Here is a 24,694-nt window from a genome sequence, read left to right as displayed (position 1 = left end):
TGATTTTATGGAGGTGAACATATGGCAAAAAAACGAGTCCATGAGTTGGCTAAAGAGCTTAACATAGATAATAAGGAACTTATTAACAAACTTACTGAAATGGGTATCACCGTTAAGTCACATATGAGTGCTCTAGAAGATAAGGATGTCCAAAACATACAGAAGACATACGGAAAAAAGATAAGTCAGCCGGCAGTTGAACCGGTAGAAGTAGACAAACCGAATGAGCGAGGTAGGGGGCAAGTAATGGAAGGCAAAAAAGAAAAAGATCAGTTTTTTAGGCCCGATAGCACAAAGGGTCCAGGCTTGGTAGACAGAGTTCCGAATCGTCCCCCTGATAGGAGATATGAAGATAAAGCCAAACCACCCCAGCGATTTCCCCAGGAAGCCAGAGGCTCTAAGCCGGCTCCTATAAATAAAGAGACTGCTACTCCCATAAATAATGAAGCAGCAGAACAACCTACCAATGTTCAAAACAGGCAGGGAGGAGGAAACCGTCCTCCCAGAAACAATAATCAAGGCAGACCTCCTTACGGAGATCGTCAAGGCGGCCAAGGTGGTCAAGGTAGACCTCCTTATGGCGGTCAGGGCGGCCAAGGTGGTCAAGGCAGACCTCCTTATGGTGGTCAGGGCGGCCAAGGTGGTCAAGGCAGACCTCCTTACGGTGGTCAGGGCGGCCAAGGTGGCCAGGGCAGACCTCCTTATGGTGGTCAAGGCGGCCAAGGTGGTCAAGGCAGACCTCCTTATGGAGGTCAGGGCGGCCAAGGTGGCCAAGGCAGACCCCCTTATGGAGGTCAAGGCGGCCAAGGTGGTCAAGGCAGACCTCCTTATGGAGGTCAGGGCGGCCAAGGCAGACCGCCACAAGGTGGTCGCGGTCCCGGTGGCCCCAGGGGTTCTGCACCTGTAATTCCGAAGCCACCGGAACAGGTTGCCCAACCCAAACCAACCAAGGCTCCGGATAAAACCAAGGGCGATCGTCGTAAGAGTTACGAAAAAGATGGTAAATGGGCAGACGGTCAAACTGAAAAAACTAAGTTCAATAAACATCGGCAGCCAAAGAACCGGAGAAGACCGGAACCACCGGCACCAGCTCCGGTGGTCATGGATAAAAGACCGGTACCTATTGGGGAAACTGTTACCGTTCAAGAATTGGCCGAAAAATTAAAGAAAACTGCAGCCGAAGTTATTAAAAAGCTTTTGGGTCTGGGTACTCTTGCTACCATCAACCAAGAAGTTGATTATGATACCGCTACTTTAATCGCCGGTGAATTTGGCATAGAAACAGAGCTAAAAGTAGCTGTAGATAAAGAAGCCATTATCATGGCTGAACCGGAAGATGACCTTGATCAAATGATCACTCGTCCACCGGTAGTAACCATTATGGGTCACGTGGATCACGGGAAGACCTCTTTGTTGGATGCCATTCGGGAAGCCAATGTTACAGCCGGTGAGGCTGGAGGTATTACCCAACACATTGGTGCCTATCAGATAGAACACAATGGAAAGAAAATTACCTTTGTGGATACCCCAGGTCACGCAGCTTTTACTGCTATGCGGGCCCGTGGAGCGCAGATCACCGATATTGCCATCTTGGTGGTTGCTGCAGATGACGGCGTCATGCCTCAGACTGTGGAGGCTATTAACCACGCTAAAGCAGCTAATGTGCCCATTATCGTAGCCATTAACAAAATGGATAAACCTGCCGCTAACCCGGATAAAGTGAAACAGGAGCTTACCCAACATGAATTAGTGGTAGAAGATTGGGGCGGCGATGTTATTGCTGTACCGGTCTCTGCCAAAGCACGGATTGGTTTAGAGAACCTGTTGGAAATGATTCTCTTAGTGGCAGAGGTTCATGAATTAAAGGCTAATCCTGACCGCCCTGCCAGAGGTACTGTGGTAGAGGCAGAATTGGATAAGGGAAGAGGTCCCGTGGCCACCGTTTTAGTACAGAATGGAACTCTTCATATAGGAGATACTATTGTAGTGGGTCACGTCATGGGCCGGGTTAGAGCCATGATTGATGACAAAGGCCGCCGTGTGAAAAAGGCGTTGCCGTGTACACCGGTTGAAATCCTTGGACTCTCCGATGTACCGGAGGCTGGAGATATTCTGGTTGCCGTTGAGGATGAAAAACTGGCTAGAGATGTAGCAGAAAAAAGACAGCAGCGGAAAAAGGAAGAGGCTCTTAAGTCCAATAACAAGATTTCACTGGATGATTTATTTAAACACATCCAAGAGGGACAGATTAAAGAACTACCTATCATTGTTAAGGCAGACGTACAGGGTTCTATCGAAGCTTTAGGCCAGGCGCTGGAAAAACTGTCTAATGATGAAGTGAAAGTAAACATGATTCACAGCGGGGTTGGTGCTATCAATGAAACAGATGTTATGCTGGCTTCCGCTTCCAATGCCATCGTTATTGGCTTTAACGTCAGACCCGATAATAATGCCCGTAAGATAGCAGAGACTGAGAATATTGATATTAATCTTTACCGCGTTATCTATGAAGTGATAGATGATGTTAAGAAAGCCATGAGTGGCCTGTTGGATCCTGAATTTAAGGAAGTTATCATTGGCCATGTAGAGGTTCGTAAAACCTTTAAGGCATCCAAGATTGGAACCATTGCCGGTGGTTACATCACCGAAGGTAAAATTACCAGAGACGCTGGTATCAGAGTGATCCGTGACGGCATTGTAGTCCATGAGGGTAAACTGGATTCCTTAAAACGTTTCAAAGATGATGCCAAGGAAGTAGCCCAAGGTTACGAATGTGGGATCACCCTTGAACGGTACAACGATGTTCAGGAAGGCGATATTATTGAAGCCTACATCGTTGAGACCATTAAGAGGGAGCTTAAATAATATAACCCTTTTAGGAGGTGTGTAGTATGTCACACCGACCGGAACGTATGGCGGAAGCAATTAAAAAAGAAATTGCCGACTTGCTAAGAAACGAGATAAAAGATCCCCGAGTGGGGTTTGTTACCATTACCGGAGTAGAAGTGACCAGAGACTTATCCTATGCCAAGGTATTTGTCAGTGTCATGGGAAAAGAAGAGCAGCGAAAGGAAACCCTAGAGGTTCTTCAGAAGGCTGCTGGATATATGCGTTCAGAAATTGGACGCAGAATCAAGGTTCGCCATGCTCCAGAGTTGATTTTTAAACTGGATGTATCCTTAGATCACGGTAGTCGAATCATGGAACTGTTGCATGAGATCAACGACCAGGAGGATAAATCTCCTTGATGAACGATCTAAGTGTAGTAGCTGAAAGTATTAAAAGGTGTCAGCGTCCTATCATTTGTGGACACGTTATGCCCGACGGGGATAGCCTGGGTTCAGTGCTGGCTTTGGGCCTGGGTTTACACCTGTTAGGTAAACAGGTTACCATGGCTAGCTCTGACCCACTACCGGAGCTTTATAGTTTTCTCCCTGGCATTAACGAAATGATTGTTGGTGAAGTATCCCCGGAGGCTTTTGACTTGCTTATTGTGGTAGACTGCTCAGTGCCGGATCGTTTAGGTTCGGCTCTGTTGCCTTTATATGAAAGCGGTTTAACCACCGTGGTGCTTGACCACCATGTGAATGACCAACCCTTTGGAGATTTTAATTATGTGCGGTCATCTGCTGCGGCCACCGGTGAGATTATTATGGATTTGCTGGAAGCCTTGGGGATTCCATTAAATACTGATTTGGCTATCAATCTTTACACAGCCATTGTTACCGATACCGGATCTTTCCGTTACGAAAATACTACCTCAGAAACTCATCGGAGAGTCGCTAGGCTGCTGGAATATGACATTCCTGTGGCCCGGTTATCTAATTTGATTTTTAGTGAGCAGCCGATATCTCAAATTCGTTTATTGGAAGCCGTATTGAGCACTTTAGAAGTCAGTGAGAATGGTCAGCTAGCCACTATCAGCCTTTCCCGACAAACGCAGGAAAGTGTTGGTGCTAATGACCAGCAGATTGAAGGTATGATCAACTATGCCCGCAATATTCAAAATGTGGAAGTTGCTATGTTCTTCCGCGAGCTAGATGAGCAACGGATTAAGATAAGCTTTCGCTCAAAATATTATATTGATGTCAACCTTTTCGCCAAAAAATTTGGCGGTGGGGGCCATGTAAGGGCTTCGGGTTGTACTGTGGAGGGTACGCTGTCAGAGGTAAAGGATAGAGTGGTTAAAGAGGCCCAAGGCCTTTTTAGGGGGTGTTAATTTGGACGGTATTATTACGATCTTAAAACCCCCCGGCATGACATCCCATGACGTCGTTTCCTATGTAAAGCGGTTAAGCGGTGTTAAGAAATGTGGACACACCGGTACCCTCGATCCTGGAGCTGCCGGTGTACTGCCCATCTGTCTGGGAAAAGCGACTAAATTGGCAAGCTTTGTGACGGAAGGGAATAAAACCTACCGAGCCGAGCTAACCTTGGGGATGGCTACTAGCTCTCAGGATAGCTTTGGTGATATTCTTGAACAAGTAGGTGCATCTTCTGTTACCTTGGAACAGTTCCAAGAGGTTTTTCGTTCCTTCCGGGGCGAGATTAGGCAAACTCCGCCGATGTCTTCAGCCATTAAGGTGGGCGGCAAAAAATTGTACGAATTGGAGAGAGCGGGCAAGGTTGTAGATGTTCCGAGTCGTCAAATAACTATTTTTGATTTAAAAGTGATAAACAGTTGGGACTGGTCAACACCTTATCCAAGAGTATTGTTTGATGTAACCTGCTCAAAGGGGACATATGTGCGTACCCTGTGCTCGGATATAGGTAAGGCATTGGGGTGTGGCGCTTATATGTCTTTTTTGTTACGCACCTGTGTAGGAAGTTTTACTTTGGAACGGGCTATTACGCTGGAGAAACTGGCTGAGTTGATAACGAATCACCAAATAGGCCAAGTAGTTATCCCGATGGTTCAGGCGGTGACGCATTTACCCATGGTAGAAATCCATTCTTCTGCGCTAAAATCAATATCCTCTGGAGGTATCCTGTACCCTTCCGGTGTTCGGGAAGTGTCAACGAAGATATTTCCAGAGGATTTGGTACGGATTCAATGCAACAATCAGTTGCTAGGAATTTTTATAGCCAAACAGGAGAATTACGAAGAATCGGTAAGGATGATCTTTAAACCTAAAGTAGTGTTTCCGGCCTAAAGACAAAGAAATTTTAAACAATTCATTAAAAGTGTATGATAGAATAAAAGGCGGATGTTCTCTGGCAGGGGGGTAATTTTAATTGCGAGTATATGAAAATCTGTCGGGGCTAAAAGACAGATATGCTGATATCACCTTAGCTCTGGGAAATTTTGATGGTATTCATCTAGGTCACCAGAGGCTGATAGGGGAGGCGGTGGAAATTGCCCGCAGGTCGAACGGGACAGCTGCGGTTTTAACCTTTGACCCACATCCAATGATGATATTAAAACCAGAGCTTGCTCCTCCTATGCTCTTAGACCGAGATGCTAAAAGGCATAAGATGGCAAAATCGGGAGTAGATGTATTGCTCTTATTACCCTTTACACGGGAATTTGCTAGATTAAGTCCAGAAGAATTTATTAAAAAAATACTGGTAGAGCAATTAAACGTAAAGGGAATTGTGGTTGGTTATAATTATACATTTGGGCATAAAGGCCAAGGTACCCCGGAGACACTGTGGAAATATGCTGCTGAGTATGACTATGCCTTACACGTAATACCACCTGTGAAGCTAGGCAATCAAGTGGTGAGCAGTACATTAATTCGGCATCAATTGGCTGAAGGGAATGTGAGTACAGCCCAAAAATTGTTGGGCTATTATCCTTTTACCGAAGGAATCGTTGTCATGGGGGACCGTCGAGGAAATACCTTAGGTTTTCCCACAGCTAATATAGACTGTCCGGAGGGCATGATGGTTCCGGCCAAGGGAGTTTATAGAGTTCAAGTAGACCTAGATGGAGAAACCTTCTTAGGTGTGGCTAATGTAGGAACGAAGCCTACCTTTCATCATAATAACCTGCAGGCCAACATAGAAGTGCATCTGTTGGACTTTTGCGGGGATATTTATGGAAAAAAAATTAAAATAAATTATCTGCGCAGATTACGAGATGAAAGAAAATTTTCTTCTATTACCGAATTGGTAAATCAAATACATTTGGATGTACAAAGTGCCAGATTTGACCACCTGGAGTAAAATCGAATAAATAGCGGATGCCCTTAATATATTTATAATGTCTACATTTACTTCTTGTACTAGTTATGCTACAATAAATCCGGCATACGTCCCAAGACCACAAAGAAAGGAGACGTTGTCCGTGGGGTATCCAAGATTTGATACTCCTGAAGAGGAGGTTAAACGCTGGCTTAACCATATTGCCTTGATTTGCCTCAGTGAGGATTTTCAACACCTTAAACGGGAGTTGGAATCCCTTTATGTTCAATCCAATATGGACAATGTAAGAATTACTGCTTTCCAAGATGCTCTCTATGCCTTTTTGGCACAAGAAGAGGATAATGGACAGACCTATCGCTTTCATAGTTGTTAGCCAGGGTGCAGTATGCGGATCATTATTACAGAGCATGCTCGTAAAAGGTTAAAGGATCTGCGTCAGGACAAGATTAATGCTAATGACATCATCACTGCTGCCAGGGGGATTCCTGGTCGTGTACCGACTGCCACCCGATTTCGAGGTTTCTTTGCCAAATCAGGCCGTATGTTTGATATTGTTGCTAAAGATATTGAAAACGGTCGTTTGGTGATAACCATAATAGGGAAATAATATTTCCCAAGAACTGTTATCTAGGGAATTTGTTCACTCCGACGGTTGTCTTGGATAACAGGGATCATTAATACAAGGAGGTGAACTACGTGGCATTATCTATTGAAAAGAAGAATGAAATCATTCAGAATTTCAAAACCCATGAAAACGATACTGGTTCTCCCGAGGTGCAGATTGCTCTGTTAACTGAGCGTATCAATCAATTAACTTTGCACCTGAAGTCTTTCAAAAAAGATCACCACTCTCGTCGTGGCCTATTAAAAATGGTTGGTCAACGCCGTGCCTTACTAAATTATTTACGTGATCGTGACTTCGACCGTTATCGTAAAATTTTAGAAAGACTTGGTCTTCGTAAGTAGTAAAAGTGGGCTTAATTGCCCACTTTTTTTATTTATATAGTAATCCGGCATAAATAGTTTGTATTTTTCTTATCCTAAGAAGGAAATACTATTAAAAATGTCGAATTGCTAAGATTTGTAAATACGTTGGAGATTATGGAGGTAAGAGAAGAGTGTCAGAGAATTCCGTTTTAATCAGGGAGTTGTCCCTAGGAGGGAGAACGATAACCCTGGAGACCGGCAGGATGGCTAAACAGGCCAGTGGAGCCGTACTAGTAACCTATGGCGGAACAGTAGTTTTAGTAACCGCTACCGTGGCTAAAAATACCAGGGATATAGATTTTTTCCCTCTCACTGTTGATTATGAAGAAAGACTTTATGCGGTAGGAAAAATTCCAGGTGGTTTTATAAAAAGGGAAGGGCGACCCAGTGAAAAGGCAATCTTGTCCGGTCGTTTAATTGACCGCCCCATTCGTCCTTTATTCCCTAAACATATGAGAAACGAAGTTCAAGTAGTAGCTACTGTTTTATCTGTAGATCAGGATAATGCTCCGGAAATTGCAGCGATGATTGGAGCTTCCGCTGCGCTGCATATTTCTAAAATTCCTTTGAAGAAGCCTATTGGTGGTGTTATTGTAGGCCGGGTTGATGGACAATTTGTCATTAACCCTGTGGTTCGTCAGGCTGAAGGCAGTGATATGCACCTAGTGGTAGCCGGTACAGACGATGCAGTTATGATGGTAGAAGCAGGGGCTAAAGAAGTTCCCGAAAATGAAATGCTGGAAGCCATTATGTTTGGACATCGTACCGTGCAGGAGATTGTTCAATTCATTGAAAAATTCAGAGCAGATGCCCTAGCCATGGGGTTAGCCTTCGAAAAGATGGAAATTGCCGAACAGGAAGTGGATCCGACCCTGACAGAGGCCATCCTAGCCAATGCTGAAGATGCCATTCGTCAGGCTGTGTTGCATTGCTCTTCGGAAAAGCTCACCAAGAAGGAAAGAGAAGCTTACCTGGATGAGGTTATGGCCAACCTCAAAACTACCTACTTGGAGCAATTCCCTGATAACCCCAAAGAAGTTTTACTACTGATTGAAAAAGCAGAAAAGAAAGTCGTTCGCAGAATTATTACCCATGATAAACTGAGAATTGACGGTAGAGCGATTGATGAGATTCGGCCTATTGCCGTGGAAGTGGGTGTACTACCCCGTACCCATGGTACTGGTTTATTTACCAGAGGTCAGACCCAAATTCTCTCTGTGGCTACCTTGGGTTCTGTCAGTGAAGAACAGATCCTGGATGGTCTCGGTGTAGAAGAAACCAAACGTTATATGCACCACTACAACTTCCCTCCCTTTAGTACAGGAGAAACCAAACCCATGCGTTCTCCTGGTCGTCGGGAAATTGGGCACGGTGCACTGGCTGAACGTGCTTTAGAACCGATGATTCCGGCGGAAGAAGCATTCCCTTACACCATTCGGGTGGTGTCCGAGGCTATTGAATCAAATGGCTCTACTTCCATGGGAAGCGTTTGTGGCAGTACCTTGGCACTGATGGACGCTGGTGTACCTCTAAAGGCACCGGTGGCTGGTGTGGCCATGGGATTGATTATGGAAGAAGATAAGTTTACTGTGCTAACAGATATCCAAGGTCTGGAAGACCATTTGGGAGATATGGATTTTAAAGTGGCTGGTTCTGCTAAGGGTATTACCGCTTTACAAATGGATATCAAAATTGGCGGGATTACCCGAGACGTTTTTGAGCAGGCTTTGGCGCAGGCCCATCAGGGTCGGATGTTTATTTTAGGAAAAATGCTGGAAATTTTGCCCGCTCCTAGACCGGAGATTTCCCAGTTTGCCCCCAGCATTATCCGGACGAGTATTCATCCCGATAAAATTAGGGATGTTATTGGACCCGGTGGCAAGATTATTAAAAAGCTGGTTGAGGAAACCGGTGCTAATATCGATATTGAAGACGATGGCAGGGTATTCATTGCCGCCGTTGACCGTGAAAAGGGTAAGAGAGCGCTGGAAATTATCCAAGCTATTACTGCCGAAGTAGAGGTTGGTAAACTGTATAATGGTAAAGTTACCAGAGTAACAGATTTTGGTTGCTTTGTCGAGGTAATCCCTGGTGCTATGGGCTTACAGGGCAAAGAGGGTCTGGTACACATCTCCCAGTTGGACTTCCAAAGAGTTGAAAAAACCGAGGATGTTGTCAAAGAAGGAGAAACTATTATGGTTAAAGCCATTGGCTATGACCCGCAGGGCCGCCTCAAACTTTCCAAGAAGGAAGCTATGCGGGATCTGGGTATGGCACCGCCGGAATCTGCCAATGAGAAGGAAAAAGAGAGAGAAAGAAGGCCCTTTAGTCGCCCAAGGGTTCCCAAGGAATAAAATCACAGTAGCCGGTAAATGGGAGCAAGACCTCGATTTAAATCCCATTTACCGGCTATGTTTTTTCTATAAAAAGTGAAACTATATTTTCAATAACATGAAGCTTATACACACTTTGCCAAATACCTCAGAGAATAGTTACAATAAACATTGTATTATTCTGTGTCTTGTTATTTTGATATGAGGTGATGGTAATTTACAAAAGAAAATTTATGGTATTATTTGTAGTTTTTTCAGTTGTAGCAATACTAACAGTACCCGTTCTGAGTGCCGAGGCATACTTGGGAGATCGTACACTAAAGGTAGGCATCTCTGGTTATGATGTATTACAACTGCAAAAAAATTTAGGGTATCTTGGTTACCCGGTAGGAACAGCTGATAGTATCTATGGTTGGCAAACCCAGCAAGCTGTCAAGAGTTTTCAAATGCGAAATGGTTTAACGGTAGATGGCATAGTGGGGAGCCAAACAGCTTCCCTGTTGATTCAACAGGTGAGTGGCGGCGGTCAGGTAGAGCGCCCTCGTACTACTACGGCATCCAGAGGGAATTTACAGTTTTCGAGACAGGATATTTACGATTTAGCCAGGGTGGTACATGGTGAGGCACGGGGAGAATCCTTTGCGGGTCAGGTTGCGGTGGCAGCAGTGGTACTGAACCGTCTGCAATCGGGAAAGTTTGGCAATACCGTACAGGATGTCATTTTTCAGCCCTGGGCCTTTACAGCGGTAAATGACAAGCAGTTTTACCTGGAACCGAATGATTCTTCCTACAGAGCTGTTCAGGAAGCATTAGGAGGCTCAGATCCTTCCGGTGGTGCTTTATATTACTGGAATCCACGCACGGCCACTAGCCAGTGGATTTGGAGCCGGCCTATTATTAATAAAATCGGACAACATGTCTTTGCTACTTAATAGGAATAATGACATAAAACTCCTCTATTTGAGGGGTTTTTCCTTTTTTGAGAAATAAACCTTCCTCCCGTGGCATAAAGATGGGAAAAGAAGACAATTTTAAAGGGGGGATGACATGCGTATATTGTTTATTCGCAGGGGGCCGCTGTATAAATGTATTCTTTATGCTATGATTGCTGCTTTCCTCATTGGGTTGGGTATTATGGCTACCAATGAAAAACATGAACGGGTTTTAGCTCCCATTTACCAGGGAAGTGACAAGGAGAAAAAAATTGCTTTAGCTTGTAATGTCTTTTGGGGTGAGGAGTACATTCCAAAAATGTTGGAAATATTACAGGAGAACAATGTTAAAATCACGTTTTTTGCCGGTGGCACCTGGGTAGAGGATTTTCCTGATCTATTAAAAAAAATGGATGCAGCCGGTCATGAGATTGGTTCCCATGGCTATTCCCACCCACATCCAGACCAATTATCCCAAAGTGGTAACCTGAAAGATATGCAAAAGGCAGAGAAACTTATTTTTGATTGCCTTCAAAAACGGCCAAAGCTGTATGCTCCTCCCTATGGCGAAAGGGGTCCCGCTGTTTTAAAAGCGGCTGAAGAACAGAATTATTCGTTTATTTTATGGAGTATAGATACCATCGACTGGCAAAGACCATCACCGGAAGTCATCATTCAACGGGTAGTTAACAAAGCACACAACGGTGCCATTGTCTTAATGCATCCTACCGCCCCTACGGCAACAGCACTACCACAAATAATCAAACAATTAAAGGAAAAAGGATATCAATTTGTTACCGTGGGTGAATTAACTAGCAGCCTTCCGGTAGAAGAAATAAAAAATAAAGAAAATTAATAGAGAGCGGGGATTGGGGCATACTTACATTAATTTAGCTGATCTAAGCAGCTCAGGAAAGATAACCTTTCCGATCTGCATCAGGGCAAACTTAGTAAGATCATGATAAATTAGCGTTTTTTTAAAGGATTTTGTCTTTTCTTTGGAGAAACATAGCTTATTGCGCTTCCAGGGGGTGTTGTAATGTTTTACCAAAAAGAAGTACTAGCAAATGGAGTAAGAATCCTTACACAACAAGTTTCCCATGTACGTTCCGTAGCCCTTGGCATTTGGGTGGATGTAGGTTCCCGCGATGAGAGTGATACAACCGCGGGAATTTCTCACTACATAGAACATATGATGTTTAAGGGTACAGAAAACAGAACTGCCAAACAAATTGCCGAAGAATTAGATGCTGTTGGCGGTCAACTCAATGCCTTTACCACCAAAGAGTATACCTGTTACTATGCCAAGGTGTTGGATGAACATTTTGATTTGGCAGTGGAAGTGCTTACAGATATGCTGTTTCACTCTAAAATTGCCGAGCAGGATGTAGAAAGAGAAAAGAATGTTATTCTGGAAGAAATAAAAATGTACGAAGATGCTCCAGATGAACTGGTGCATGATATGTTTGCCAAAACAATTTGGTCCGGGCATCCTCTAGGCAGACCTATTATTGGTACCACAGAAACAGTCAGCAGTTTTAATCATCAGGATCTCCGAGATTATATGAAGCATCATTATACGCCCAATCGTTTAGTGATCTCGGTTGCGGGGAATATTACGCATCAACAGGTGGTAGAAAAATTAACACCGTTGTTAGAGAATTTATCCGGTAATCAAGTAAATCGACGTTTGGAACTTCCCAATCCTGCTGCTCAAGTGAATTGTCGAAGCAAAGAAACAGAACAAGTACATATGGTCATTGGTGCTCCTGGTTTATGTCTCGGCCATGACGATGTTTACATTGCTCAAGTGGTTAATACCATACTGGGTGGCGGGTTATCCTCCCGGTTGTTCCAGGAAATTAGGGAACAGCGTGGTCTTGTTTATACGGTTTATTCCTATCACAGTTCCTATTACGATACCGGTATCTTTGGTGTCTATGCGGGTTTAAGCAAACAAAATGTAAATCAGGCCATGGAACTTATTTTTAAAGAAATAAATGACTTAAAGAGAAATGGTGTCAGTAAAGAAGAACTGCAGCGAGCCAAGGATCAGCTTAAGGGCAACCTATTGCTGTCCATGGAGAGTGTCAACACCCACATGAGTCGTCTGGGTAAGTCAGAACTTTACTTGGGAAAGGTATACAGTCCAGAAGAAATTGTGGAGAAATTAAACCGGGTAACCGTGGAAGATACCGTACGGGTGTCTACTCAGTTATTCCAGCCTGATAAATTTTCCATGGCTGCTATCGGACCATGGACGGACTGTGGAGACTTACAGAAGGTTCTAGAAACCTTAAAGGATTAGAACTGGCCATTAGTCAAACGGATCTAAACGCATTGCAAAATCCCCCGACCTGCTCAGGGGATTTTTTCATGAATATTTGTCCACCTTGCTCATAAGATGTAGCAGGGGGGTGGTTAAAAATGGTAGGCAGTATTATCATGGGTGTCGTGGTGGCCCTGCTGATATTTTTTTCCTTGAGCGAACGAGTCAAACTGAAAAGATACAGGAAGGAATGGGATGTCATCGGAGAGAGCAAGATGTCACCCCTTTCCGAATCCCTAGCTGGATTAATAGGAACCGCCGGGGGCATCTATTTATCTTTGGTGATGCTCAAAACCTTTTTAGAGGTGGAGATTCCCGCCCGAGTAAACGTATCGACAGTTAGTGTGGAACCCATGGCAGCAATTTCTTTTGTTCTGGCTATCGTCAGTCCTTATCTAAATCGACTTAGTAAAGGATTAAAACGATTAAAATTTAGATTCAGATAGGAGGGGTTTCCGTGCGTTTAGGAGAATTGGTTGGTAAAGAGATTGTTAATATTAATAACGGGGCCCGCCTCGGAGTGGTTGGGGAGTCTGATGTAACCATTGACCTGGAAACAGGGACCATTCGATCTATTATACTGCCGCGACGTAGTAATTTTATCAATATGTGGATGGATAAACAACAAATGGTAATCCCTTGGGATAGCATTCGGAAAATTGGTGAGGAAGTAATTATTGTAGAAATGGATCAATGCAATCCGGTGCTGCATAGGTATTCCTACTAACCCCATCACCTGGGGTTTTTGTTTTTACAGCATGGACAGATATCTCTACTAACTTGACAAGAATAAATAAGGTAATGGATAATATGCATAAATTCTACAAAAAAATATTTTCAGATAAATGAGTAAAGGATGGTGGGAAAGTGATTAAAGTAGTAGTAGCAGGGGCCCTTGGCAGAATGGGACAGGAGTCTTGCAAAGCGGTACTGAAGGCAGAGGGCATGGAGCTGGTAGGGGCGGTAGATACCAGGGAGATTGGTAGTCCTCTGGGTATTCACCTGGGAATAGCAGACCTAGATGTTACGATATCCGACAACCTGGAAAAGACCTTTCAGGAACTGAAACCAGATGTGGTAATCGATTTTACCCGGCCTGGTGTGGTGCAGGGTAACATTGAATTGGCTCTTACATATGGCGTGAGACCTGTAGTAGGCACCACCGGGATGTCTTCAACTGAAATTCAACATTTTCAGGAAATAGCTGCGGGGAAGCAGACAGGTGCTCTCATTGTTCCTAATTTTGCTATTGGAGCTTTGCTTATGATTAAATTTGCAGCGGAGGCTGCCAAGTATTTTCCTCATGTGGAGATTATTGAACTGCATCATGATCAAAAGATGGATGCCCCCTCAGGCACCGCCATTAAAACAGCAGAGGCCATTACCGCCGTAAGGGGCAACATGGCCCAGGGTATGCCCAGTGAATTAGAAAAGATTGAAGGATCGCGGGGCGGTAACTATGAAGGTATGCGTATTCATAGTGTTCGCTTACCCGGTTTTGTGGCGCACCAGGAGGTTATTCTCGGTGGTATTGGACAAACCTTAACGATTCGACATGATTCTATTTCCCGGGAATCCTTTATGCCTGGTTTACTGCTAGCGGTTCGCAAAGTAATGTCCTTGCAGCATTTGGTCTACGGACTGGAAAATCTACTCTTTGAATAACTAAATATGGCAATTTCCGCACCTCTGTTAAGCCATCCAGTACAAGCACCACCCCCTCTGCCAACTCATATCATGTAATGTGTCAGTGAAGGGTTGGAGAGGAGGAAAACAAGATGCAGCCTGATCTAAAGGGCGTTAAAGTGGCTGTCCTCGGTGGTGATGCCAGAGAAATAGAATTGGTTTCAACCTTATCTCGTCTTGGTGCTCATGTTCGGGTAGTAGGTTTACCGGTCAAGCATGACCCACCGCATGTAATCCTCTACCAAAGCCTGGAAGAGGCTTTGGCTGATGTGAAAGCAGTTATTCTACCTGTACCCGGTATTTTAGAGGATGGCAACCTCTATTGTGTCTATGAAGAGAAGCCCTTTTTATTGTCAGAAACTTTATTGGTAAAATTGCCTCCCGAGACGCCGGTCTTTTGTGGTTATGCACGGGGAAAACTTAAGGAAATTGTTCAGCGCAGTAGTGTTAACCTTATTACACTACTAGATTTGGACGAAGTGGCAATTCTTAACTCCATCCCTTCAGCGGAAGGAGCTATTCAGATGGCGATGGAGAATACAGCCATTACCATTCACAATAGTAACTCCTTCGTCTTGGGGTTTGGACGTACCGGGGCCAGCATTGCCAGACTGCTAAAGGGTATGGGTGCGAAGGTTACAGTGGTAGCTAGAAAAGCTGCTGATCGGGCCAGAGTTTACGAGATGGGTATGAACTCTATCACCTATGAAGAATTACAGGAACAAATTGGTCAGGCGGAAATTATTTTTAATACCGTCCCGGCCATGGTGTTGTCTAGCTGTATAGTAAGCAAAGCTAGGGAAGATGCCGTGATTATTGATGTGGCTTCCCCACCCGGAGGTACTGATTTTGAAGCGGCCGCCAGACTGGGTATCAAGGCCCTTTTGGCACCGGGATTGCCGGGCAAAGTAGCTCCCAAAACAGCAGGACAGATTCTGTCTAAGGTGATACCTACTCTATTAGCCAATGCACTGGCAAAGAATAACGGACAATAGGAATGGCTAACGGAGGTGCGGCATATGCGTTTACAAGGAATAAAAATTGGTTTTGCCCTCACAGGCTCCCATTGTACATTAGATGAAGTAATGCTTAAAATACAAGAGTTGGTGGATTCAGGTGCAGAGGTGTTTCCCATTGTCAGCCATTCAGTAGATACCATGGATACCTATTTTGGTACTGCTGAGAAATGGCGAGAACAATTAACCCAAATTACAGGTAAAAAACCTATTAATACCATCCCCGGAGCGGAACCGGTAGGGCCTAAAAAATTAGTGGATGTAGTAGTGATTGCCCCTTGCACGGGCAATACTTTGGCTAAATTGACCAATGGTATCACTGATTCGCCGGTATTAATGGCCGCCAAGGCCCATCTAAGAAACCAAAGACCAGTCATTTTAGCGCTCTCTACGAATGATGGATTAGGTATGAATGCAAAAAATATTGGATTACTGCTTAACACCAAGAATGTTTATATGGTACCATTTGGTCAGGATAGTCCCATCGGGAAGCCAAATTCTTTAAAGAGTCGTATGGATCTGATCATAGACACCATTTTACAGGCGTTACAAGGTAAGCAAATCCAGCCCATTTTAGTACAACTATAAAGGATTCTTTGGCATAGACGAAAGTGTGAAACCTTCTAACATGCATAAGGGATAAGGGCAAACTAGCTGCCACCAGCTTATGCCCTATAGGTTTGACTTTTCTAAGCCGGGGGGTAAAAAAGATCTTGGAGGGGAAGAAAGTTGAAAAAAGCAAATGTTGTTATCGTCGGTGCTACCGGAGCAGTAGGTCAGGAACTTTTAAATATACTAAGTGAGCGCAATTTCCCCATCAATGAATTGAAATTGTGTGCTACTTCCCGGTCTGCAGGAACTGAAATAGAATTTCAGGGACGTACGTATATTGTAGAGGAAACCACTGCTACTTCCTTTAAGGGTATGGATATCGCACTGTTTGCAGGTGGTAAGGCTAGCTTAGAGTTTAGTCAGGCTGCAGTGGAAAGTGGTTGTGTAGTCATTGACAACAGCAGCAATTATCGGATGGACCCGGCGGTTCCCTTGGTGGTACCGGAGGTTAATCCTGAGGATGTTAAGTGGCACAAAGGTATTATCGCCAATCCCAATTGTTCTACTATTATCATGGTGGTGGCTTTAAAGCCTATCTATGATGTGGCAGGTATTAAACGTGTGATTGTTTCAACCTACCAGGCTGTTTCTGGTGCGGGTAAAGAAGGCATCGAAGAACTGACAGGCCAAGTGAAGGCAGTTTTAAATGGTCAGGAGTATCCTCCCAATAAGTTTTCCCACCAAATTGCCTTTAACCTGATCCCCCACATTGATATCTTCCAGGATATGGATTATACTAAGGAAGAATGGAAGATGGTTAAAGAAACTCAGAAAATAATGCGTGATGAGCAAGTGAAGATTACTGCCACCACGGTACGGGTACCTGTCTACCGTAGTCACTCAGAATCTATCAACATTGAAACTGACCGTAAACTATCTGCAGCTGAGGCCAAGGAAGTATTAGCCAAAGCTCCCGGACTGATTGTCCAGGATGATGTAGCCAATAAAGTGTATCCTATGCCATTGTTTACCTCCGATAAAGACGAGGTTTTTGTGGGACGGATACGGGAAGACAATACCATCGAGAATGGTCTCAACTTGTGGGTAGTGGGCGATCAAATTCGTAAGGGAGCGGCAACCAATACTGTGCAAATAGCGGAATTGTTGCTTAAGTATGATTGTCTAATGGAGAAAAGATAATTATGAAATTTCTGATTCAGAAATTTGGTGGCACTTCACTGGTGACACAGGAATCAAGGGATCATGTGGCCCATAGGATTATCACCGCGGCAGATGAAGGTTATGTGCCGGTGGTGGTGGTATCGGCTATGGGACGAGTGGGCGAACCCTACGCTACGGATACTCTGATTAATTTTGCTTTAGCTATTAACCGGGATTTACCGGCCAGAGAGATGGATTTACTAATGTCCTGCGGCGAGGTTATCTCCGGTGTAGCGATGATTAACACCCTGCAGCGTATGGGGCGTCAAGCGGTGCTGCTAACAGGAGCACAGGCAGGTATTATTACCGACAGTAATCACAGTGACGCAAGAATTATCCGAGTGGACCCCAAGAACATTATTACCCAAGCTGAACAAGGAAAAATTGTAGTAGTCACGGGCTTTCAAGGAATTAGTGAAAACGGAGAAGTCACCACCCTGGGGCGGGGCGGTAGTGATACGACCGCATCTGCCCTGGGAGTTGCTTTAAATGCGGATTGCATTGACATCTATACAGATGTAGAAGGGGTTATGACTGCTGACCCCCGGATTGTGGAGGATGCACGGATACTAGATACCGTCACCTACAATGAGATTTGCCAATTGGCTCACGAAGGTGCCAAGGTAATTCATCCTCGGGCTGTGGAAATTGCCATGCAGAGTAATATCCCCCTCCGGGTGCGTTCTACCTTCTCCGAGACAACGGGTACCCTGGTTACCAGTCATCATGGGGTGTATGGCACCATTGATATTACCAGAGACCGGCTGGCCTGTGGAGTTACCCATGTGGCGGGAGTAACCCAGCTAAAAATTCTGGTCAAAGATATCAATGTAGAACATCCAGCTCTACGAATTTTCCGTTCACTGGCTTTGGCAGACATTAGTATCGACTTTATCAATGTCAGTCCTGAATTAATCATGATTACGGTTAAAGATGAACTGGCTAAGAAGGCACTGGACGTTCTTGAAAATTTGGGGATTACGCCTCAGGTAAGATCCAACTGTGCCAAGGTTTCTACAGTGGGTGCGGGTATTACAGGGGTGCCTGGTGTGATGGCACGCATCGTTCAGGCTCTGACTGAAGAAGGAGTAGAAATACTACAGTCTTCTGACTCCCATACCACCATCTGGGTGCTGGTGGAGAGAGATGATATGAAAAAAGCCATCCGTGCCCTGCACCGGAAGTTTGAACTGGGTTATCGTAATAAAGCCCAATAAATATACACGGTGGAATAAATGTAAAAGGATGGTGAAAGTCAATGGCAGCGATTGATTTTGGACGTGTACTAACTGCCATGGTTACCCCGTTTAATACCGACTTATCCGTTAATTACGCCCAGGCAAAAAAACTAGCTCGGTATTTAGTAGAAAACGGCTCTGATGGCCTGGTGGTCTGTGGCACCACTGGAGAATCGCCAACTTTGGCCAAGGATGAAAAGCTTGCGTTATTTGCGGCTGTGGTGGAAGAAGTGGGGGGCAAAGCAGCGGTAGTGGCTGGTACTGGTAGTTATGATACTGCCAGCAGTATCGCCATAACCAAAGAAGCCGAGAAAGTAGGCTGCGATGGGGTTATGTTGGTGGCACCTTATTATAACAAGCCTTCCCAAGAGGGGCTTTACCGGCATTTCAAAGCGATTGCAGAAAGTACCACTTTACCGATAATTCTTTATAACATTCCCGGTCGTACCGGCATCAATGTTTTACCTGCAACGGTAAAAAGACTGGCTGAAGACGTCCCCAATATTGTAGCCATTAAGGAAGCGGCAGGCAGTATTGATCAGGTTTCAGAACTAAAGAAAGTATTACCCGAGGATTTTGCTATTTACAGTGGTGATGATTCCATGACGCTCCCGATGTTATCTCTGGGGGCTAAGGGAATTATCAGCGTGGCAGCCCATGTAGCTGGTAAGCAGATCCAAGAGATGATCGATGCTTTTTCCTCAGGCAATACCACGTTGGCTGCTAACCTGCATAAGAAGCTGTTTCCGTTATTTAAAGGATTATTTATTACTACCAATCCTGTTCCTGTCAAGACAGCCTTGACCTTAAAGGGCATAGCAGTAGGCGGTGTACGGCTGCCCTTGGTGGATGCCACCGCCAGTGAGATTGATTCGGTAAAAGGTTTGTTGCAAAACCTTGAACTTTTATAGATTTGATCTAATAATACCTATACAAACAGGGTAATAGCCCTGTTTGTATTATTTTGGCACTTATGGGCAATTATATTGCCGTTAGAGCTATTTTTTTAGTATAATTGTTTGCGTAGGTTACTGGAACGGTTTTCCACATTTCGGACAATTTCATATTTTCCCCGCCTTCTCCTAGTTTCTCACCGTAATTTTAGTAACTACTGACTTATTTAGCGAAGCGATTTTACTATATAGATAATAGGAGGTGCGGTTTTGGCCAAGGAACCAAAATTAGCTGTAATTCCCCTGGGGGGATTAGGCGAGATCGGTAAAAACATGACCGCGGTGAGATTTGGGGAAAATATTGTTCTGATCGATTGTGGTTTAATGTTTCCTGAAGAGGAAATGTTAGGGATTGATATTGTAATTCCTGATATAACGTATCTTCTGGAACATAAGGAACAAGTATTAGGTATACTCCTCACGCATGGCCATGAAGATCACATTGGAGCGTTACCCTACGTTTTACGGCAAATTAATGTCCCGGTGTATGGTTCGAAGCTTACCTTGGGTCTGGTGCAGGGAAAATTAAAAGAGCACAATATGCTGGAACAGGTTAAGCTTACTACCGTGAAACCCCGAGATATCATATCCGTAGGACCCTTTAAAGTAGAATTTATTCGAGTCTCCCATAGTATTCCTGATTCTATGGCTATCGCCATCCATACACCAGTGGGAACTCTTCTGCACACGGGAGATTTTAAAATTGACCAAACTCCTGTGGATGGTGAGGTAATCGATTTGCCTCGGTTTGCTGCTCTGGGAGAAAAGGGTGTATTGGTAATGCTCTCGGATAGTACAAATGTTGAGCGGTCTGGCTACACAATGTCCGAGCGGGTAGTAGGTAATACCTTTGATGAGACCTTCCGACATGCTCAGGAAAGAATTCTTATTGCAACCTTTGCTTCCAATGTACATCGGTTGCAGCAGGCTATTACAGTAGCACACAAATACGAACGACACGTAGCTGTAGTGGGGCGGAGTATGGCGAATGTTGTGCAGGTGGCAAGTGAACTGGGCTATTTGCATATACCTGAGGGAACCTTAGTGGAACTGGATGAAGCAAATCGACTCCCCAAGAATAAAGTAGTTTTATTAACTACAGGCAGCCAAGGGGAGCCCATGTCTGCGTTAACCCGTATTGCTATGAACGATCACCGTCAGGTGGATATTATGCATGGTGACACCATCATTATTTCCGCCACTCCAATACCTGGTAATGAAAAACTAGTGGCTCGGATTATTGACCAATTGTTTAAACTGGGGGCAAAGGTTATCTATGAAGCGGTTTCTGGTATCCATGTTTCCGGTCACCCTAGCCAGGAAGAATTAAAGCTCATGCTTAACCTGATTCGACCTAAGTTTTTCATTCCTGTTCATGGTGAATACCGTATGTTAAAAAGACATGCAGAACTAGCCAAGGAGTTGGGGATTCCCTCGGAAAATATCTTTGTAGGTGAAAATGGACAAGTTCTGGAATTTAATCGTAAAACCGGCCGGACGCTGGGTAGGGTGACCTCCGGCAGAGTGCTGGTGGACGGCCTTGGTGTCGGCGATGTGGGGAATATTGTTTTACGAGATAGAAAACAATTGTCCCAGGATGGTATTTTGATTGTGGTGGTTACCATGGATAAGGAAAACAATCAAGTACTGGCTGGACCAGATATCGTTTCTAGGGGCTTTGTCTATGTCCGTGAATCAGAGATGTTGATGGAAGAGGCTAAAACAAAGGTGAAGATGGCCTTAGAAAAATGCTGTGTCCGGGGAATTTCAGAATGGGCAGCTATGAAATCTGTAATTAGAGATGATTTAGGAAAGTTTCTTTATGAAAAAACTAGGAGAAGGCCAATGATCTTACCGATCATCATGGAAGTATAATACCAAGAAAACTCCCACTTTTTATGGTGGGAGTTTTAATTTTTTTATAAAATATGGTAAAATAAAAACTATTGTTTTGCAGCGATCTCGATAAGATGATGCATTTTATGCGCTAAATCATAAGTTTGTTCATGAAAGGTAGCCAGTGCGATACTACCCGGAAAGGAGACATATGGCTGGTATTCTGTTAGAGATTCAGGAAACGGTAGAAAAATATGCCTCCATTATGGCCAAAATTTCAAACGTTGACGTTGAGGTAGTGGATGCCGACCTGTTCCGCGTAGCTGGGACAGGAATTTTTGCCCCTTTTGTTAACATGGACATGTCGGCAGAAGGATACACTTACCGTCAGGTTCTAAAAACCGGCAAACTGCAGATTATCTATACGCCGGGCTGTGATCCTATCTGTCAGGACTGTCCTAAACAAAACAACTGCACCGAGGAAATTGAAATCGCCATGCCCATTCTTGCCCGAGGAAAAACCATCGGGATAATCGGCTTGGTAGGTTCCAGCGAGTGGCAGAGAAACACTATTTTGCGGGACGAGGGAACCTACCTTGGCCTCATTGAGCAGATTGCCAATTTTATTGCAGCGAAAGCCACCGAACGAATTGACCAAAAGAAACAAGAGTCAATGCTGTCAGCATTATCCTGTACCATCGACCATATGGAGCAAGGCATTTTGATTTTGGGCAGCGACCGCACAATTACCCTGGCAAATAATGAAGCCCGCAAGCAACTGAAGATGGAAATAGTAGAAAGAAGCCCGGTAAAATTAATCTCCACCCGGGATAAAATAAATGGCCAAAGTGAGTACCTGCTCTCTGTGGCGGAGAAGAAAACATCTATATTAGGTGAAATTTATATCCCCTTCAAGGTGGATGAAAGCTATGCGGAAGTTCTGGTATTTACCCGTTCTAAAAATCTGCATCAAAAGATGTATGCCTTGACGGCTGCAATTTCCACCGGCAACATAATAGGCAGCAGCAAAGAAACCGATGCTTTACGTACGGAAATTCAAAAGGTAGCCAACAGTACTTCTACCGTATTGATCACCGGGGAAAGCGGCACCGGCAAAGAGGTGGCAGCCACTGCTATTTGGCGGGCCGGCAACCGCCGTGACCAGCAGTTTGTTGCACTCAACTGCGCGGCAATCCCAGAAAGCCTGTTGGAGTCGGAGCTGTTTGGGTATGTGAAAGGCGCCTTTACCGGGGCAGATCCCAACGGAAGAATCGGCAAGTTTGAATTGGCCAACCAAGGCATCATCTTTTTAGACGAAATTGGGGACATGCCGCTGTATCTGCAGGCAAAGCTGCTGCGTATTCTACAGGATAGAAAAATCGTTCGTATCGGCTCAAACCAACTCATCCCTGTGGATGTAAGGGTGATTGCCGCCACTAATAAAGATCTGAAATCAATGATTGCCGACGGCAAATTCCGTGAAGACCTGTATTATCGCCTGAATGTCATTCCTTTACATATTCTGCCTTTACGGCAGCGGCAAAAGGATATTCCGGATCTCGCTAATCTGTTTGCACAGAGGTATGCAGCCCTTTTTGGTAAATCCCAGTGCAGAATTCCACCTCAAACGATGGATGCATTGTTGGCATATCCATGGTACGGGAATGTACGGGAATTGGAAAACACGATTGAATTTATGGTCAACATGAGCGATAAAGAAGGAATTTTGGATTTGGATACCCTGCCAAGAGATTTTTTTGAGCACCAGCGGAGAACGGCAGACAAACCTGATTGGAGCGCTAACTCGGTAAAAGGTTCTTCGCCGCCAACCGATGTGCAAACCGTCCTGCCACTAAAAGAAGTGGAGCGCCGCGAAATTCAAAAGGCTTTGCAACTGTTTGGTGAAAGCACCCAAGGCAAAAAGAAGGCTGCCAAAAGCTTGGGTATCAGCCTGGCCACCCTGTACCGAAAGACAGAGGAATTCTCAAAATAATAATCATCTCGATTCCCATTCTGAGAATTTTTCTCAAATCGAGAATTGAGATTTCTTCTTTCATTCACTATATTCGATGGCTATCGAAAAATTATTGTTAGATTTTAAACAAAAATGCGACATTTTTTAGAATATGTCGCATTTTTTATTATTTTGCAACAAAAACAAATTATTGGTACGAAATTTGCTAAATAATAGAAAAACGCTGTTGAGCGAAGAATAACGGAGGGATGAAATCACCTTATGAAAGAGCTATTTAAGTTGGTTTCGTACAAGCGAGACGAACAACAAACAGACGATTTATCATTTTTGAGTTTGGCAGAAGCAAAAAAAGTGCAGAGTTTTCACGCCAGCTTTCCGGTTTATCAAAAAACTCCTTTGGTTGAGTTGAAGAATACTGCACAGGTTTTAGGACTTGGTACCCTTTATGTAAAGGATGAATCTCACCGCTTTGGTCTGAACGCCTTCAAGGTCTTAGGTGGCAGCTTTGCCATCGGTAACTACATAGCCAAAGAACTGGGGATGGACATTGCTGAACTGCCCTATAAAAGAATGGTTTCTGCTGAGATACGGGAAAAACTTGGCGATCTGACCTTTGTTACTGCTACCGATGGAAACCACGGACGTGGCGTAGCCTGGACCGCCAACCAGCTTAAACAGCATGCTGTGGTTTACATGCCCAAGGGCAGTGCCATTGAACGTCTGGAAAACATCCGTGCAGAAGGGGCTGAGGCTTCCATCACTGATCTGAACTATGATGATGCAGTTCGTTTGGCAAATAAGCAGGCCGAAGATAAAGGGTGGATTATGGTTCAGGATACCGCCTGGGATGGGTATGAGGACATTCCCGCCTGGATCATGCAGGGTTATGTCACCATGGGTCTGGAAGCCTATGAGCAACTTCCTGAAAAGCCCACACACATCTTTGTACAGGCTGGTGTAGGCTCTCTGGCTGCTTCCATCGTTGGTTTCTTCTCTGCTCTGTATGGTGACGATCGCCCCATCATGACCGTAGTGGAACCCAACAAAGCAGATTGCTTATACCGCACCGCCGAAGCAAACGATGGCAAACTGCACTTTGTTACCGGGCAAATGGATACCATCATGGCTGGTTTGGCCTGTGGTGAACCCTGTAGCATTGGCTGGGGTATCTTAAAAAACTACACAGATAACTTTGTTTCCTGCCCCGACTATGTTGCCGCCAAGGGCATGCGCATGTTAGGAAACCCAGCCGCCCAGGATGAGCGGGTGATCTCGGGTGAAAGCGGCGCCGCAACCTTAGGTTGTGTAGCCGAAATCATGACCAATTCCGAGTTGAAGCACCTCAAAGAGGCCCTGAAGTTGGACGAAAACTCCCGTGTGCTTTTCTTCAGCACCGAAGGCGATACCGACCGTGAAAATTACCGCGCTGTTGTCTGGGATGGCAGATTTCCCAGTGAAAAGTAGACCCAATTCCATATAAATACTGGAG

At 44.6% G+C, this 24,694-nt stretch carries 23 protein-coding genes; all 23 read left to right on the top strand.

Features of this window, described 5'->3' with window-relative positions:
- Positions 1–21 precede the first annotated feature (21 nt).
- The 23 genes from infB to dpaL all read left to right on the top strand — a co-directional run bounded on the left by infB (position 22) and on the right by dpaL (position 24,669).
- Positions 22–2,865: a translation initiation factor IF-2 gene (gene infB, locus BUA78_RS12670; RefSeq protein WP_072915114.1), complete on the top strand. Its 2,844-nt coding sequence runs from the start codon at positions 22–24 to the stop codon at positions 2,863–2,865.
- Positions 2,866–2,891: 26 nt separating this feature from the next.
- A complete protein-coding gene (rbfA, locus tag BUA78_RS12665) occupies positions 2,892–3,248 on the top strand; it encodes a 30S ribosome-binding factor RbfA (RefSeq protein ID WP_072915111.1) in 357 nt (118 codons plus the stop codon).
- Positions 3,248–4,219, top strand: coding sequence for a DHH family phosphoesterase (locus BUA78_RS12660; RefSeq protein WP_072915109.1), 972 nt, complete (start codon positions 3,248–3,250; stop codon positions 4,217–4,219). The genes rbfA and BUA78_RS12660 overlap by 1 nt, the downstream gene beginning before the upstream one ends.
- Position 4,220: 1 nt before the next feature.
- The gene (truB, locus tag BUA78_RS12655) at positions 4,221–5,153 is read left to right on the top strand and encodes a tRNA pseudouridine(55) synthase TruB (protein ID WP_072915106.1); all 933 of its coding nucleotides are present in this window, start codon (positions 4,221–4,223) and stop codon (positions 5,151–5,153) included.
- 82 nt (positions 5,154–5,235) lie between these two features.
- A complete protein-coding gene (locus tag BUA78_RS12650) occupies positions 5,236–6,168 on the top strand; it encodes a bifunctional riboflavin kinase/FAD synthetase (RefSeq protein ID WP_072915105.1) in 933 nt (310 codons plus the stop codon).
- 121 nt (positions 6,169–6,289) lie between these two features.
- Positions 6,290–6,520, top strand: coding sequence for a hypothetical protein (locus tag BUA78_RS12645; RefSeq protein ID WP_072915103.1), 231 nt, complete (start codon positions 6,290–6,292; stop codon positions 6,518–6,520).
- Positions 6,521–6,532: 12 nt separating this feature from the next.
- Complete coding sequence (locus tag BUA78_RS12640; RefSeq protein WP_072915100.1) at positions 6,533–6,754, top strand: hypothetical protein; 222 nt, start codon at positions 6,533–6,535, stop codon at positions 6,752–6,754.
- Between the two features lie 89 nt (positions 6,755–6,843).
- A complete protein-coding gene (gene rpsO / locus BUA78_RS12635) occupies positions 6,844–7,113 on the top strand; it encodes a 30S ribosomal protein S15 (protein ID WP_072915097.1) in 270 nt (89 codons plus the stop codon).
- 152 nt (positions 7,114–7,265) lie between these two features.
- Complete coding sequence (locus tag BUA78_RS12630; RefSeq protein WP_072915094.1) at positions 7,266–9,488, top strand: polyribonucleotide nucleotidyltransferase; 2,223 nt, start codon at positions 7,266–7,268, stop codon at positions 9,486–9,488.
- Between the two features lie 188 nt (positions 9,489–9,676).
- Positions 9,677–10,399, top strand: a complete 723-nt coding sequence (sleB, locus tag BUA78_RS12625; RefSeq protein WP_072915093.1) for a spore cortex-lytic enzyme — start codon at positions 9,677–9,679, stop codon at positions 10,397–10,399.
- Between the two features lie 115 nt (positions 10,400–10,514).
- Positions 10,515–11,255, top strand: a complete 741-nt coding sequence (locus BUA78_RS12620; protein WP_072915092.1) for a polysaccharide deacetylase family protein — start codon at positions 10,515–10,517, stop codon at positions 11,253–11,255.
- 183 nt (positions 11,256–11,438) lie between these two features.
- A complete protein-coding gene (locus BUA78_RS12615) occupies positions 11,439–12,707 on the top strand; it encodes a M16 family metallopeptidase (RefSeq protein ID WP_072915089.1) in 1,269 nt (422 codons plus the stop codon).
- 119 nt (positions 12,708–12,826) lie between these two features.
- Positions 12,827–13,174 (top strand): hypothetical protein, encoded by a 348-nt coding sequence (locus BUA78_RS12610; protein WP_072915088.1) that lies wholly within the window; start codon positions 12,827–12,829, stop codon positions 13,172–13,174.
- Positions 13,175–13,185: 11 nt separating this feature from the next.
- Positions 13,186–13,455: a YlmC/YmxH family sporulation protein gene (locus BUA78_RS12605; protein ID WP_072915086.1), complete on the top strand. Its 270-nt coding sequence runs from the start codon at positions 13,186–13,188 to the stop codon at positions 13,453–13,455.
- Between the two features lie 140 nt (positions 13,456–13,595).
- Positions 13,596–14,393 carry a 4-hydroxy-tetrahydrodipicolinate reductase gene (dapB, locus tag BUA78_RS12600; protein WP_072915084.1) on the top strand — a complete coding sequence of 266 codons (798 nt, stop codon included), beginning with the start codon at positions 13,596–13,598 and terminating at the stop codon, positions 14,391–14,393.
- 113 nt (positions 14,394–14,506) lie between these two features.
- Positions 14,507–15,409, top strand: a complete 903-nt coding sequence (gene dpsA, locus BUA78_RS12595) for a dipicolinate synthase subunit DpsA (protein WP_072915082.1) — start codon at positions 14,507–14,509, stop codon at positions 15,407–15,409.
- A 24-nt stretch (positions 15,410–15,433) separates the two neighbouring features.
- Positions 15,434–16,018, top strand: coding sequence for a dipicolinate synthase subunit B (locus BUA78_RS12590; RefSeq protein WP_072915080.1), 585 nt, complete (start codon positions 15,434–15,436; stop codon positions 16,016–16,018).
- A gap of 141 nt (positions 16,019–16,159) precedes the next feature.
- On the top strand, positions 16,160–17,182 hold the full coding sequence (locus BUA78_RS12585) for an aspartate-semialdehyde dehydrogenase (RefSeq protein WP_072915078.1): 1,023 nt from the start codon (positions 16,160–16,162) through the stop codon (positions 17,180–17,182).
- A 2-nt stretch (positions 17,183–17,184) separates the two neighbouring features.
- Complete coding sequence (gene dapG / locus BUA78_RS12580; protein WP_072915075.1) at positions 17,185–18,420, top strand: aspartate kinase; 1,236 nt, start codon at positions 17,185–17,187, stop codon at positions 18,418–18,420.
- Positions 18,421–18,461: 41 nt separating this feature from the next.
- Positions 18,462–19,352 (top strand): 4-hydroxy-tetrahydrodipicolinate synthase, encoded by an 891-nt coding sequence (gene dapA / locus BUA78_RS12575; protein ID WP_072915073.1) that lies wholly within the window; start codon positions 18,462–18,464, stop codon positions 19,350–19,352.
- A 252-nt stretch (positions 19,353–19,604) separates the two neighbouring features.
- Positions 19,605–21,269, top strand: coding sequence for a ribonuclease J (locus tag BUA78_RS12570; RefSeq protein WP_072915070.1), 1,665 nt, complete (start codon positions 19,605–19,607; stop codon positions 21,267–21,269).
- A 172-nt stretch (positions 21,270–21,441) separates the two neighbouring features.
- Positions 21,442–23,223, top strand: a complete 1,782-nt coding sequence (locus BUA78_RS12565) for a sigma-54 interaction domain-containing protein (protein WP_072915068.1) — start codon at positions 21,442–21,444, stop codon at positions 23,221–23,223.
- 243 nt (positions 23,224–23,466) lie between these two features.
- Positions 23,467–24,669, top strand: a complete 1,203-nt coding sequence (gene dpaL / locus BUA78_RS12560) for a diaminopropionate ammonia-lyase (protein WP_072915065.1) — start codon at positions 23,467–23,469, stop codon at positions 24,667–24,669.
- The last annotated feature ends 25 nt before the right edge of the window (positions 24,670–24,694 follow it).

This window comes from Desulforamulus aeronauticus DSM 10349, assembly GCF_900142375.1.
GTDB lineage: Bacteria > Bacillota > Desulfotomaculia > Desulfotomaculales > Desulfotomaculaceae > Desulfotomaculum > Desulfotomaculum aeronauticum.
The sequence above is the reverse complement of the archived record's forward strand: the minus strand, read 5'-3'. Positions and strand labels throughout refer to the sequence as shown.